We start from the raw sequence: 13,346 nt of genomic DNA, 5'->3' as shown, positions 1-13,346 counted from the left end.
GTATATGCACTAACTAAGATGTCTATAGGACTAGAAAAAGGGGATAGTATAGAAATTGCACAAGAAAAAATAGATAATTATTTTGAAGGTAATGGATTTACAGAAGATATAATAAATTCAATGAGAAAGAAGTCTACTGGTGATTTTAATCTTTATTCACTTAATCCTAATAGTGATGATTTCAATGAAATTGAAAAAAATATTAACATTATCGCCCCTCAAGCACTAGAGCTTAATAGATTAGAAGTAGGAAAAAAATATAATATAAAAATATACTCAGATTATTATGAGGGAGAAAAGAAAGTTAGTACAGAAGAATTATTATCAAAAGATATAGTAGGTACAGAGAGTATGCATCTTATTTATGGGGATACCTTTATGGAGGGTGGAAGTAGAAGAGATATGAAGATACATATAATACAAAATAAAGAAATCATTGATACTATGAAGTACTACTGTCCAACAAATTATAATGAATCTGGACTTGTTCAAGATGCAGATTTTAATGCAAATGAAGATATTCCGATTATATCTTTTACTAGAGGATATAAGGTTGATGGAAAGTATAAGACATATTCACCTACTATGCATAAGGATAAGAACAAAATGGAAAAATCAATAAAAGAAGTTTTAAGTAAAAATGAAAAGCTAGTGATATTAAGATTAGAAGTTAATGAGATATAATATTTTATAGGAATTATAAATAAAACTATTAAAATGTGAGATAGAGGCTATGTTTTGAACATAGCCTTGTATTATTACAAAACATATAATTAAGAATAGATTTATAGAAGAGACTTAAGATGTATAATTATGTAAAATACTTTGATATAATGTAAATTAGCTATAAAGTTAATTATAAGGGGATAATTCAAACATGAAGAAGATACTATTATTAGGATTATTAATTTGTGTTTTCACAACATATTTTTAATAATGATAGTGAGTCTTTAATTATTAAATCTGCTTTTGAAAATGAAGAGGAAAAGTTAAGTGAGATAAGTTATGGTGCAGGGGATGGAGCTAATAACGTTGGTTTGGAATATAAAGTGGCTAATGATTCTAGAAAATTATCTATAAGTGCAATTGTAGAGGATATAAGTTTATATGAAAAAATATCTGAAACTGTAGATAATAAAGATTATAAATTATTGAAATCGTATAATGAAATTTCTAAAGATATTGCTACAACAAATAATTTAAGCGCTGATGATGTAATAAAAAAGATTAATATAGAGCCGACGTCTGATAGTTACGATGATATAAATAATAATTTAGAGATAATTAGTTATATTTTTAAATATGATGTCTAAATAAAATGGAGGAAAGATTATATGAATATAAAGGTAAAAGATATTGCTAGCAAATCAGGGGTATCTATAGCTACAGTTTCTAGATATATAAATAAATCAGGATATGTAAAACAAGAAACAAGAGAATTAATAAAAAATGCAATACAAGAAATAAAAGATCAAGATGAAACATATCAAAGAGAAAAAAATATTGCAGTAATATTTCCCGACTTATCAAACATGTTTTTTACAGATGTACTTAAAGGGCTAACTGAAGAAGCAGAAAAACTAAACTACAATGTATTTTCATTTGATAGTGGTGAAAGTATAGAAAAAGAAATGAAGATAATTGATGTATTAAAAGATTTTAATATCTGTGGTTTAATAATTACAACAACTATAAAAAATAGAGAAACAACTAAAAAGCACGTTCAAAAACTAAATTCTCTAGGTGTACCTGTAATATTATTAGATAGAGATTTACTATTTTGTGACTTTGATGGAATATTCATTGATAATCAAAAGGGATCATTTGATGGAGTAGACACTTTAATAACTTCAGGACACGAAAAAATTGCTGTAATAACAGGCCCTCTAGAATATGAGACTGCACAACTTAGATTAGAAGGATATAAGCAAGCATATAAAATAAATGGACTAGAAATAAATGAAGATTATATTTATGAAGGAGATTACCAAGTTGAATCAGGATATAATCTTGCAAAGAAAATAATCAATGATAATAAAGGTATAACAGCTATATTTATATGCAACAATATGATGACATTAGGTGCTATAAATGCCTTAAATGAAATGGAAATAAAAATAGGACAAGATATATCATTACTTGGATTTGATGATTTAGACTTTTTTACATACTTAGGATTAAATATTAGTGTTGTTTCTAGGCCGACCTCTGAGATGGGAAGGATAGCTTTTGAGGTATTATCAAAAAAACTTATGGATGATGAGCCTTGCACTACTCAAAATATAGTACTAAAGCCAACTATTGTGATTAGAGGCTCAGAAAAGTTAATAAAGGATAATTAAAATAGAGGTAATTTAATTATCTCTATTTTTTATGTTCAGAAAAACAATTAATTTAACAAACAATTATGATGTAGCAAATAATCATAAAAAATAGGAACTTAAAATATATATATCACCTAAAAATAATGTAAAAATGTGTCGATTAACAATAGAAATCATATAGTAGTATTAAGCACCAGTATAAGGAGGTGAAAATCTATCTGTATGAATCAACATGGCCCACATATGAAAGATTTTAGCAAAATGGTTGAATTGAAATTTGATGAAAGACCTGATGGAGATGACATTTTAGTATCAATAGATTCTAAAAATCCTACAACTATGTTGGAGGTATTTTTTTATATTTTAAATCCAGGCGATATTGTATTGCTTAATGGAGTAGTAGTTTTAGATTATGAATATGAGCCTGATATTGAAGATGGAGAAGATGGTAGAGAAGCTGAAAATGCAAATATAACTATTGTTATACAAAAAATATCATCGATTCTAGAGAATCCAAAACCAATATATACTTTAGAAGTAGATCTTATGCCAGGAAGTGATGATGTTGCAATTCCATTTTCACATATTGATGTAGAAACATCTACACTAAAAAATATAATATATAGGGTTGTAGTATATTCAGACACCGAATCTGAAGAGGATGTAGATATTGAAGGTCCTAACACACTTACTGCTATAAGATTTTCTAAGTAGGTTTATATGTGGTGTGTATCAATGTAGTTTATGATAAGTTGCATTGATACCACCATATCAAATATTGATATAATATAGATAAATAGGAATTTATAAGGGGCAAATCAATATTCTCCTATTTTGTGTTTAAATTTAATTAAGTTAATGAAATCTATGAAATAAAAATGAAACAAATGAAAATAAAAGTGTAAAAAATATGAAATAATTATAAAGAAACTATTGAAAAAATAAAAATAATAATATATTATATGAAATATAAGATTGGAAAACGATATTACACATGTGTAACAAATGTGTAAATAAAGACATTAAAAATAAATAAAAATAATTATAAAAAGGGAGATATTAAAATGAATGTATATTTAGCAGAATTTATAGGAGTAACAATGTTAATATTTTTTGGTTGTGGAGTTTTAGCGGGAAACTCTTTAAAAACTTCAGGTTCATATCAAGCTGGAAATGTAGCAATAAATATTGCTTGGGGATGTACAGTTGCTATGGTTATATACACTGTAGGAGGCATAAGTGGAGCTCACATTAATCCAGCTATGACAATTATGCAGGCAGTTAAAGGTAGTTTTGAGTGGAGTTTAGTACCAGGATACATATTAGCGCAAGTAGCAGGTGGAATGTTTGGAGCTTTCTTAGTTTATCTTCAGTTCATTAATCACTGGGAAAAAACAGATGACAAAAAGGCTAAGTTAACAATATTCGCTACAGCGCCATCTATAAAAAATAATGTGGCAAACTTCTTTAGTGAATATATAGTAACGTTTGGATTAGCATTTTGTTCACTAGGGTTAGATACAAATGCATTCCCAAGTGGGTTAAAACCTTTAGCAGTTGGATGTTTAATATTTTTAGTAGGAACATCATTTGGTGGAGTAACAGGAGCTGCATTAAATCCAGCTAGAGATTTAGGACCAAGATTAGCACATTTCTTTTTACCAATACCAGGTAAAGGCGGATCTGATTTTAAATATGCATGGATACCTTTATTAGGACCAATAATGGGAGCAACTACTGCAGGGCTTGTACACATTGCTTTATATGAAAACATAGTAGATTACAGAATTTATGTTATGTTAGGGTTAACAGTAGCTGTATTTGTAGCTATAAAATTAGTAAGTAAAGATGAAAAGGAAGTATCTGTACCTAAGAAGCTAATAGACAAAACTGCATAGCAAAGGAAAGTGTTTGCAAGGGTTTGGAGCTTATGAATAGGAATAAAAATAAGCTTTATAAAATTAAATGTGGAAGAAACATGTAAAAAATATGAAAGAAATATGAAAGAAAGTATTGTAAAGAATAAAAAAGTATTATATTATAGATTTGTGGAAAACGATATTTGTTTGGAGCTTAAAATATATATAAAAATATATATGACAAATTAAAAGTAAATGACAATTTAGAGAGGGGTAATTGATATGGAAAAAATATGTGTTATAGGAAGTCTTAACATGGACTTAGTTGTAAATGTTTGTGAGATGCCAAAGAAAGGTCAAACATTAATAGGAAGTAACTTCAAAGAAATACCAGGTGGAAAAGGTGCTAACCAAGCAGTTGCAGCAGCAAGACTTGGTGGAGATGTTTACATGATAGGTAAAGTTGGAAATGATGGTTTTGGAGAAAGCTTATTAAAACAACTAAGAGCTGACAAAGTAAACACTGATTATGTACAAGTTGAAGAAGGACCAAGTGGTGTAGCTCTTATAACTGTAGATAAAAATGCTGAAAACTCTATAGTAGTATCACCAGGGGCAAACTTTAAATTAACAGAAGTTGATATAGATAGATGTATAGATGGAATAAAAGAAAGTAGCACAGTTGTTATTCAATTAGAAACTCCAATAGATACGATAAAATATGCTTTAGAAAAATCAAAAGAATTAGGTAAGTTTACAATATTAAATCCAGCACCAGCAGTTAAGCTAAGTGATGATATTATAAAAAATGTAGATTTATTAACACCAAATGAAACGGAATTAGAAATATTAAGTGGTGTAAGTATTAAATGTGAAGATGATATCAAAAAAGCTGCCAATGTAATGTTAGAAAAAGGTGTAAAGCAACTTATAGTTACATTAGGATCAAAGGGAAGCTTATATTTAGATAAAGATAACATGGAATTCAAAAAATCATATAAAGTAGAAGCAGTAGATACTACGGCTGCAGGGGATAGCTACACAGGAGCATTATCAGTAGCATTTTCTCAAAACAAAAGTGTAGATGAAGCAATGGATTTTGCATCAAAGGTAGGAGCTTTATGTGTTACTAAAATAGGAGCACAAACATCAATACCAAGCTTATATGATATTGAGAATTATCAATTTTAGTGAAAAAGTAAAAATTTAAAATATCCAAATTAAAATATAAAATAGTATACAAATAAGGGAGATTGAAGATGAAAAAATCAGTTTTAATAAATAGTGAAATATCATCAGTAATAGCAAAGATGGGTCATACAGATATGTTAACAATATGCGATAGTGGTCTTCCAATACCAAAAAATGTTGAAAGAATAGATTTAGCACTTAAGCACGGAATACCAACATTTTTAGATACATTAGATACAGTACTTGAAGAATTACAGGTTGAAGAAATTGTAATAGCTTCTGAAATAGAAGAAGTAAGTAATGAAATGTATAAAGAAATAGAAAAAAGATTTGAAAATGTAAAAATAACTAAAGTAGCTCATGAAGAATTTAAAGTTATGACTAAAGAATCTATGGCTATAGTTAGAACTGGAGAATTTACACCATATGCAAATATAATATTAAAATCTGGAGTAGTATTTTAATAGCTTAAAATAATCTAAGTCAAGTAAAGGGGAGCATTATGAAAAGTTTGCAGTTACATGCTAATAACATTAGAAAAAGTATTATAGATATGATTTATTCATCAAAATCAGGCCATCCAGGAGGCTCTTTATCAGCAGTTGAAATACTTACATATTTATATTTTAAAGAGATGAACATAGACCCACAAAATGATAAAAAACAAGATAGAGATAGATTCGTACTAAGTAAGGGACATGCAGCTCCTGTTTTATATGCAACATTAGCTGAGAGAGGTTACTTTGAAAAAGATAAACTAAATTCACTTAGAAAATTATATTCACCACTACAAGGACACCCAGATAGTAAGAAGTTACCAGGAGTTGATGTATCTACTGGTTCTTTGGGACAAGGAATATCAAATGCTGTAGGTATAGCTTTAGGTGCAAAAATTGATAACAGTGATGTTAGAGTATACTCAGTACTTGGAGATGGAGAGCTTCAAGAAGGATTAGTATGGGAAGCGTTTATGGCAGCAGCACATTACAAACTAGATAACTTGGTTGCAATAATAGATAATAACGGATTACAAATAGATGGTAAAAATGAAGATGTAATGAATATATACTCTTTAAAAGATAAATTAAAAGCGTTTAACTTTAATGTATTAGAAGTAGATGGACATTCTTTTGAGGAAATAGAAAAAGCATTTGATAATGCAAGAAATACAAAAGGACTTCCTACAGTTATAATAGCTAAGACTATAAAAGGCAAAGGTGTTTCGTTTATGGAAAATGAAGCAGGATGGCATGGAAATGCTCCTAGTTTAGAGCAAAGAAATATAGCAATAGAAGAACTTCAGTCTAAGGGGGTATAGTTATGGGATTAGCTACTAGAGAAGCGTACGGTAAAGCATTATTAGAATTAGGAAAAGAAAATGAAAATATAGTAGTATTAGATGCAGACCTTTCAAAATCTACTAAAACAGCAGATTTTGCAAAGGAATATAAAGATAGATTTATAAATGTAGGTATAGCAGAGCAAAACCTAATGGGAGTGAGTGCAGGTCTTGCTTCTTACGGTAAGATTCCTTTTGCAAGTACATTTGCAGTATTTGCTACAGGTAGAGCTTTTGAAATAATAAGAAACTCAATATGCTATCCAAACTTAAATGTAAAAATAGCTGCAACTCATGCAGGTATAACTGTTGGAGAAGATGGTGGGTCTCATCAATCAATAGAAGATATAGCTCTTATGACATCACTTCCAAATATGACAGTAATAGTTCCAGCAGATGAGGCTGAGACTGTTCAAGTAATAAAAGAAGCGTCTAAAATAGATGGACCTGTATATATAAGACTAGGAAGACTAGCGGCTGAGGATATATTTACTAATGACTATAAATTTGAAGTTGGAAAAGGTGTAACTGTAAAAGAAGGTAATGATATAACAATAGTTACAACAGGGCTTACTACAAACATAGCAATTGAAGCAGCAAAAGAATTAGAAAATGATAATATAAATGTAAGAGTAATACATATGCCAACTATAAAGCCTATTGATGAAGAAATACTTATAAAAGCGGCTAAAGAAACAAAATCTTTAATAACTTTTGAAGAACATTCAGTAATAGGTGGCTTAGGAGATAGAGTATGTTCTGTAACAAGTGCAAAAGCTCCAGTAAAGGTAAGAAAAGTAGGTATAAAAGATACTTTTGGTCAATCAGGTACACCAGCTGAGCTTTTAGTACACTATGGATTAACTAAAGAAAATATAAAAAATATAATTATAGAAGAATTAAACAACTAAGGAAAAAAACAATTAATTAGGAGAGATATTATGAAAATATTTATAGATACAGCAAACGTAGATGAAATAAAAGAAGCAGCAACATGGGGGATATTAGATGGTGTAACAACTAACCCTTCATTAATAGCTAAAGAAGGAAGAGATATAAAGGAAGTAATAAATGAAATATGTTCTATAGTAGATGGACCAATAAGTGCTGAGGTAATAAGCTTAGAGTCTGACAAAATGGTAGAAGAAGCTTTAGAGTTAGTTAAGTTACACAAGAATATAGTTATAAAATTACCTATGTGCATAGAAGCATTAAAAGCAGTTAAAATACTTACAGAAAAGAATATAAAAACTAATGTAACTTTAATATTCTCATCACAGCAAGCATTACTTGCAGCAAAAGCAGGAGCTACTTATGTAAGTCCATTTGTTGGAAGATTAGATGATATAGGTATGGTTGGAACTAATTTAATAACTGAAGTAGCAACAATATTTAAAAATCACAATATAAAAACAGAAATAATATCAGCTAGTGTTAGAAATCCAATACATGCATCAGAGTGTGCACTTGCAGGTTCTGATATTGCTACAATACCATTTGGAGTATTAAAGCAAATGACTAAACATCCTTTAACTGATATAGGAATAGAAAAGTTCTTAGCTGATTATAAAAATATGTAATTAAGAATACGTACACTAAAAAGATGACTTCTAGATTAAGAGAGGTCATCTTTTTAATTGCTTAAAAGGCTAATACCATTAGAATTATTCTAAGTAGTATTAGCCTTTATTTTGTATGAGACATTACAGTTTTAAGTATGGGTACAAAAACTTGCACAAAAAAGTTGACTGTTTTTAATCTTTTGTGCAAAATAGATATGTAGTATATTAATATTAAGGAAAGGCAAACAACATGTACATAAACAAAAGGCTAGAAGAAATTCTTAAAATACTAATAAAAAAAGATTATGCAACAACACAAGAAATTTCGAAAAAGCTCAATATGTCAAGGAGAACAACCTACTATGACATAGAAAAGCTAGAACACTATTTACGAATAAATTCAGTAGAGCTTAAAAACAAAAGAACCTTAGGGTACTATTTAAGCAGTAAAGATAAAGAAGAAATAAGTAAGTTGTTAAAGTATGCAAGTGAAGACTATATACTTTCTCCACAAGAGAGATACTTAAAAATAGTAATTTACATTCTTACATACAACGATAAGCTTACAATAGAGAAACTTTGCAATCTACTGCAAGTAAGTAGAAATACAGTTTTAAATGATTTAAAAGATGCTAGAAGTTATATAAGTAAGTATAAACTAAAAATCGAATCTGATAATGGTTATGAAATAAAAGGAGATCTAAAAGATAGAAGATATTTATTTATTAACTTATACAATGACTACGGCTATCTATTTAAAGAATGTGAGTTTTTAGAAGAATATAATGTATTAAAAGAAACCTTAGAAAATATTAGTCCAAATGTACTAAAAGAAAGATACATTGATTATTCGTTAAAGTATTTAACAAATATGTATAAGCATTATTACAAAGACTGTGAAAGTTTAAGTTTCTCAGAAGATGAAATAAACTTTTTAGAATCGCTAAGTTGCAATAATTTGGCAATCGATATCCTAGTAGCATTAAGAAAAGTGCTGAACAAAGATATAGCAGATAGTGAAATCTACTATATACAAACTTTTATCATTAAAGATAGCGAGATAAAAGAGTTTTTCCTTAAGCAATCAATAAAAGATAAATACATATATGAAATAAATATGATGGTCAAAGAATTTGAAAAGATATCTTGTATCTATATAGACGATTATAAGGAGCTTACAAACAATATATTTAATCATTTAGTACCATCTATTTTTAGGCTAAGATATGGTGTATATTATCCTAACTATATTAAGGAAGAAGTAAAAAATAAGTATAAATCAACATTTCAGTTTACTAAGCAAATAGTAAAAAATGTGGAAGAAATACTAGGATGTTTTTTTAATGATGATGAATTAGCATTTATATCAATGTATTTTGGTGGTTATGCAGTAAAAATGGGAGTTGAAATAAAAATTCCTAAAATAGTAATTGTATGTAACTCTGGAATGGCAACGTCACAACTATTAAAAAATCAGATAAAAGACCTTTTCGATTTAATAGAAATAAAAGATATTTTATCACTGGATGAGTTTAATAATTATGACAAAAGTTATGACTTTGCTATAACAACTGTTGATATTTCAAAGGATAATGGAAATGTCATAAAAGTAAATCCAATACTAAATAATTTAGATAAACAAAACCTAATATCTCAAATATCTAGTACTCAATCAAAATTCAACTTAGGTCAACAGATTGTAAGGAGAATAATGAACAGTGTAGAGAGATATTCTACGGTTACAAATAAAGATAAATTAAGAGAAGAAATTGAAAACATAATTCTATCAACTGAAGAAAAAAATGAAATTTATAAGGTTACATTAGCAGACCTTTTAAATAAAAATACAATCAGCTTAAATCAAGAAGCAAAAGATTGGAAAGATGCAATTAAAATTAGCTCAAGAAGTTTAGTAGAACTAGGTGTTATTGATGAATCTTATGTAAAGGCAATGATTAGAAATATTGAAAGTTTAGGTCCATACATAATAATTTTAGAAAATGTAGCTCTTCCTCACTCTAAGCCAGAAAATGGTGTAAACAGGTTAGGAATTAGTTTAACTACATTTAAGGAAGAAATATGTTTTTCGGATAGTAAAAGACATAAAGCTAGAGTATTTATAGTTTTGGCACCTAAGGACAAAGAATCACACTTAAATGCACTGATATCTATTAATAAGATGTTGTCTAATAAAAGTAATCTAGAAAAAATACTAAATGCATCTTGTGAAAGTGAAATTTTAGAAATAGTAAAACAATATTCCTAAGGATTGGAGGTAAATGTCATGATAGTAAAGGTATTAGATGAAGTAAGTAGCTATGATGAAGCTATAAAAATATCTTGTGATATCTTAAAGGAAAGAAACTCAATAAGTGATAATTACTTTGATGCAATAATAAATAAGATAGATGAGTTTGGGCCATATTTTTGCATGGCACCTAAACTGGCAATGCCTCATGCTAGACCAGAAGATGGAGCATTAGAAAATGATTTATGCCTACTAAAATTAAATAAACCTGTTGATTTTTTAGGTAAAAGTATAGAGTTATTTTTAACTTTAAGCGCTAAGGATAATAGCTCACATTTAGAATTAATGCAAACAGTAGCTAGTATATGTATGGATGAAAACAAATTAAATAAAATATTAAACTCAAATAATGAAGAAGAAATAATGGAGGTAGTATAAAATGAATAGAATAATGGCAGTGTGTGGATCAGGATTAGGGTCAAGCTTTATGGTAGAAATGAATGTTAACGAAATCTTAAATGAATTAGGTTTAAGTGGATTTGAAGTATCACATAGTTCTTTAGCAGATGCAACTGCAGATCAAGCAGATATATTTATAACAGCTAGAGATCTAGAGCCAAGTGCTTCTCACTTACCAAATTTAATAGTATTAGATGCTTTATTTGACAAAGATGAATTAAAAGTTAAACTACAAGAAAAATTAGGTTGCTAATAAATAATTTGGAGGTCAAAAATGAACGGATTTTTAAAAGTATTAATTGATTTCGTATCTGAGCCAGCAGTTTTAATAGGTATAATGGTTGTACTAGGATTAGTACTTCAAAAGAAGCCTATAGAAGATATAATAAAAGGTTCCCTAAAGGCAATGGTTGGATTTGTCGTAATATCAGCAGCAGCAGGTGTTATAGTAGGAGCTCTTGAGCCATTTGGTCAAATGTTTGAATATGGCTTTAAGGTTCAAGGTGTAATACCAAACAATGAAGCAGTAGTAGCAATGGCATTAGATGAGTATGGTACAGCAACAGCTCTTATAATGACATTTGGTATGGTAGCTAATATGTTAATTGCAAGATTCACTAAGTTTAAGTATATATTTTTAACAGGTCACCATACATTATTCATGGCTTGTATGATAGCTGTAATATTAGTATCAGGTGGAATGAGCGGATTTAATTTAATATTTACAGGTTCATTAGCATTAGGGTTAATAATGGTGTTATCTCCAGCAATATGTCAACCTTTTATGAAAGCTATAACTAAAAATGATGCAGTAGCAATGGGACATTTCTCATCTATAGGATATGCAGGAGCTGCATTAGTAGGTAAATTAGTAGGTAAAGGTTCAAAGTCTACAGAAGAAATGAAGGTTCCTAAATCTTTAAGCTTCTTAAGAGACTCAGCAGTATCTATATCTATAACAATGTTAGTTTTATATCTGGTAGTTGCACTAGTTGCAGGAGGAGAGTTTGTTGAAACTACACTATCAGGTGGAAAGAACTTCATAGTTTACTCAATGATACAAGCATTAACATTTGCAGCAGGATTTATATTAATCCAAAATGGTGTTAGATTAGTATTAAATGAAATAGTACCGGCGTTTAAAGGAATAGCTACAAAAGTAGTTCCAAATTCAAAACCAGCACTAGATTGTCCAATAGTATTCCCATATGCACCAAATGCAGTATTAATAGGTTTCTTAAGTTCATTTATAGGTGGAATAGTATCTATGCTTGCACTAGGAGCAATGGGTCTTACAATAATAATACCAGGTGTTGTACCTCACTTCTTTACAGGAGCAGCATCAGCAGTATTTGGTAACTCGACAGGTGGTAGAAGAGGAGCTATAGTTGGTTCATTCTTAAACGGTATAGTAGTGTCAATGCTACCAGTAGCACTAATACCAGTACTTGGTAATTTAGGAATAACAAATTCTACATTCTCTGATGCGGACTTTGGAGTGATGGGGATATTCTTAGGTAATGTACAAGAACTTCTAGGTGGTGTAGGACTTACAGGTGTACTAATTGGTATAGTAGCAATATTAGTGATAATAAGTAAGATTCCTAAAAAAACAGTTGATAATACAGATCAAGCAAAAACGGCTTAATAAGTATCCCCCAACTTATTGGGGGATTAAAAAAATAAGGAGCTAAACATATGAAAATATTTATAGATACAGCAAACGTAGATGAAATAAGAGAAGCAGCAACATGGGGGATATTAGATGGTGTAACAACTAACCCTTCATTAATAGCTAAAGAAGGAAGAGATATAAAAGAAGTAATAAATGAAATATGCTCTATAGTAGATGGACCAATAAGTGCTGAGGTAATAAGCTTAGAGTCTGATAAAATGGTAGAAGAAGCTTTAGAGTTAGTTAAGTTACACGAAAACATAGTAATTAAGCTACCTATGTGTATAGAAGCATTAAAAGCAGTTAAAATACTTACAGAAAAGAATATAAAAACTAATGTAACTTTAATATTCTCATCACAACAAGCATTACTTGCAGCAAAAGCAGGTGCTACTTATGTAAGTCCATTTGTTGGAAGATTAGATGATATAGGTATGGCTGGTACTGACTTAATAAATGAAGTAGCGACAATATTTAAAGCTCATAATATAAAGACAGAAATAATATCAGCTAGTGTTAGAAACCCAATACATGCATCAGAGTGTGCATTGGCAGGCTCTGACATTGCTACAATACCATTTGGAGTATTAAAGCAAATGACTAAGCATCCTTTAACAGATATAGGAATAGAAAAGTTTTTAGCTGATTATAAAAATATGTAATTAAAAATATAAGTCTATAAATAATTT

At 29.2% G+C, this 13,346-nt stretch carries 15 protein-coding genes; all 15 read left to right on the top strand.

What is annotated here, in order from left to right; genetic code table 11:
- Window positions 1-684, top strand: a 684-nt coding sequence (locus CHL78_RS20750; protein WP_206749959.1) for a hypothetical protein, incomplete at its 5' end; no start/stop codon positions are given.
- A 227-nt stretch (window positions 685-911) separates the two neighbouring features.
- Window positions 912-1,313, top strand: coding sequence for a hypothetical protein (locus CHL78_RS09165; protein WP_094367095.1), 402 nt, complete (start codon window positions 912-914; stop codon window positions 1,311-1,313).
- A gap of 21 nt (window positions 1,314-1,334) precedes the next feature.
- Entirely contained in the window at window positions 1,335-2,342 is a 1,008-nt protein-coding gene (locus CHL78_RS09160; protein WP_094367094.1) for a LacI family DNA-binding transcriptional regulator, read from the top strand.
- 204 nt (window positions 2,343-2,546) lie between these two features.
- Window positions 2,547-3,038 (top strand): hypothetical protein, encoded by a 492-nt coding sequence (locus CHL78_RS09155; RefSeq protein ID WP_094367093.1) that lies wholly within the window; start codon window positions 2,547-2,549, stop codon window positions 3,036-3,038.
- 350 nt (window positions 3,039-3,388) lie between these two features.
- Entirely contained in the window at window positions 3,389-4,222 is an 834-nt protein-coding gene (locus tag CHL78_RS09150; protein WP_094367092.1) for an MIP/aquaporin family protein, read from the top strand.
- A gap of 243 nt (window positions 4,223-4,465) precedes the next feature.
- Complete coding sequence (rbsK, locus tag CHL78_RS09145; protein WP_094367091.1) at window positions 4,466-5,374, top strand: ribokinase; 909 nt, start codon at window positions 4,466-4,468, stop codon at window positions 5,372-5,374.
- A gap of 68 nt (window positions 5,375-5,442) precedes the next feature.
- Window positions 5,443-5,838 (top strand): D-ribose pyranase, encoded by a 396-nt coding sequence (gene rbsD, locus CHL78_RS09140; RefSeq protein ID WP_094367090.1) that lies wholly within the window; start codon window positions 5,443-5,445, stop codon window positions 5,836-5,838.
- 35 nt (window positions 5,839-5,873) lie between these two features.
- The gene (locus CHL78_RS09135) at window positions 5,874-6,692 is read left to right on the top strand and encodes a transketolase (protein ID WP_274541847.1); all 819 of its coding nucleotides are present in this window, start codon (window positions 5,874-5,876) and stop codon (window positions 6,690-6,692) included.
- Between the two features lie 2 nt (window positions 6,693-6,694).
- On the top strand, window positions 6,695-7,624 hold the full coding sequence (locus CHL78_RS09130) for a transketolase family protein (protein ID WP_094367088.1): 930 nt from the start codon (window positions 6,695-6,697) through the stop codon (window positions 7,622-7,624).
- Between the two features lie 30 nt (window positions 7,625-7,654).
- Window positions 7,655-8,293 carry a fructose-6-phosphate aldolase gene (gene fsa, locus CHL78_RS09125; protein ID WP_094367087.1) on the top strand — a complete coding sequence of 213 codons (639 nt, stop codon included), beginning with the start codon at window positions 7,655-7,657 and terminating at the stop codon, window positions 8,291-8,293.
- A gap of 232 nt (window positions 8,294-8,525) precedes the next feature.
- Entirely contained in the window at window positions 8,526-10,541 is a 2,016-nt protein-coding gene (locus tag CHL78_RS09120; RefSeq protein ID WP_094367086.1) for a BglG family transcription antiterminator, read from the top strand.
- A gap of 18 nt (window positions 10,542-10,559) precedes the next feature.
- Window positions 10,560-10,961 carry a PTS sugar transporter subunit IIA gene (locus tag CHL78_RS09115; RefSeq protein ID WP_094367085.1) on the top strand — a complete coding sequence of 134 codons (402 nt, stop codon included), beginning with the start codon at window positions 10,560-10,562 and terminating at the stop codon, window positions 10,959-10,961.
- 1 nt (window position 10,962) lies between these two features.
- On the top strand, window positions 10,963-11,235 hold the full coding sequence (locus CHL78_RS09110; RefSeq protein WP_094367084.1) for a PTS sugar transporter subunit IIB: 273 nt from the start codon (window positions 10,963-10,965) through the stop codon (window positions 11,233-11,235).
- Window positions 11,236-11,256: 21 nt separating this feature from the next.
- Window positions 11,257-12,630 (top strand): PTS ascorbate transporter subunit IIC, encoded by a 1,374-nt coding sequence (locus CHL78_RS09105; protein ID WP_116041406.1) that lies wholly within the window; start codon window positions 11,257-11,259, stop codon window positions 12,628-12,630.
- Window positions 12,631-12,680: 50 nt separating this feature from the next.
- Window positions 12,681-13,319, top strand: coding sequence for a fructose-6-phosphate aldolase (fsa, locus tag CHL78_RS09100; RefSeq protein ID WP_094367343.1), 639 nt, complete (start codon window positions 12,681-12,683; stop codon window positions 13,317-13,319).
- The last annotated feature ends 27 nt before the right edge of the window (window positions 13,320-13,346 follow it).

The organism is Romboutsia weinsteinii, from assembly GCF_002250835.2.
GTDB classification, from domain to species: domain Bacteria; phylum Bacillota; class Clostridia; order Peptostreptococcales; family Peptostreptococcaceae; genus Romboutsia_A; species Romboutsia_A weinsteinii.
The sequence above is the reverse complement of the archived record's forward strand: the minus strand, read 5'-3'. Positions and strand labels throughout refer to the sequence as shown.

Excerpts from the sequence above, each read along its gene's own strand:
- CHL78_RS09160 (WP_094367094.1), top strand. The coding sequence starts at position 1,335 with ATGAATATAAAGGTAAAAGATATTGCTAGCAAATCAGGGGTATCTATA.
- CHL78_RS09155 (WP_094367093.1), top strand. The coding sequence starts at position 2,547 with ATGAATCAACATGGCCCACATATGAAAGATTTTAGCAAAATGGTTGAA.
- CHL78_RS09150 (WP_094367092.1), top strand. The coding sequence starts at position 3,389 with ATGAATGTATATTTAGCAGAATTTATAGGAGTAACAATGTTAATATTT.
- rbsK (WP_094367091.1), top strand. The coding sequence starts at position 4,466 with ATGGAAAAAATATGTGTTATAGGAAGTCTTAACATGGACTTAGTTGTA.
- rbsD (WP_094367090.1), top strand. The coding sequence starts at position 5,443 with ATGAAAAAATCAGTTTTAATAAATAGTGAAATATCATCAGTAATAGCA.
- CHL78_RS09130 (WP_094367088.1), top strand. The coding sequence starts at position 6,695 with ATGGGATTAGCTACTAGAGAAGCGTACGGTAAAGCATTATTAGAATTA.
- fsa (WP_094367087.1), top strand. The coding sequence starts at position 7,655 with ATGAAAATATTTATAGATACAGCAAACGTAGATGAAATAAAAGAAGCA.
- CHL78_RS09120 (WP_094367086.1), top strand. The coding sequence starts at position 8,526 with ATGTACATAAACAAAAGGCTAGAAGAAATTCTTAAAATACTAATAAAA.
- CHL78_RS09115 (WP_094367085.1), top strand. The coding sequence starts at position 10,560 with ATGATAGTAAAGGTATTAGATGAAGTAAGTAGCTATGATGAAGCTATA.
- CHL78_RS09110 (WP_094367084.1), top strand. The coding sequence starts at position 10,963 with ATGAATAGAATAATGGCAGTGTGTGGATCAGGATTAGGGTCAAGCTTT.
- CHL78_RS09105 (WP_116041406.1), top strand. The coding sequence starts at position 11,257 with ATGAACGGATTTTTAAAAGTATTAATTGATTTCGTATCTGAGCCAGCA.
- fsa (WP_094367343.1), top strand. The coding sequence starts at position 12,681 with ATGAAAATATTTATAGATACAGCAAACGTAGATGAAATAAGAGAAGCA.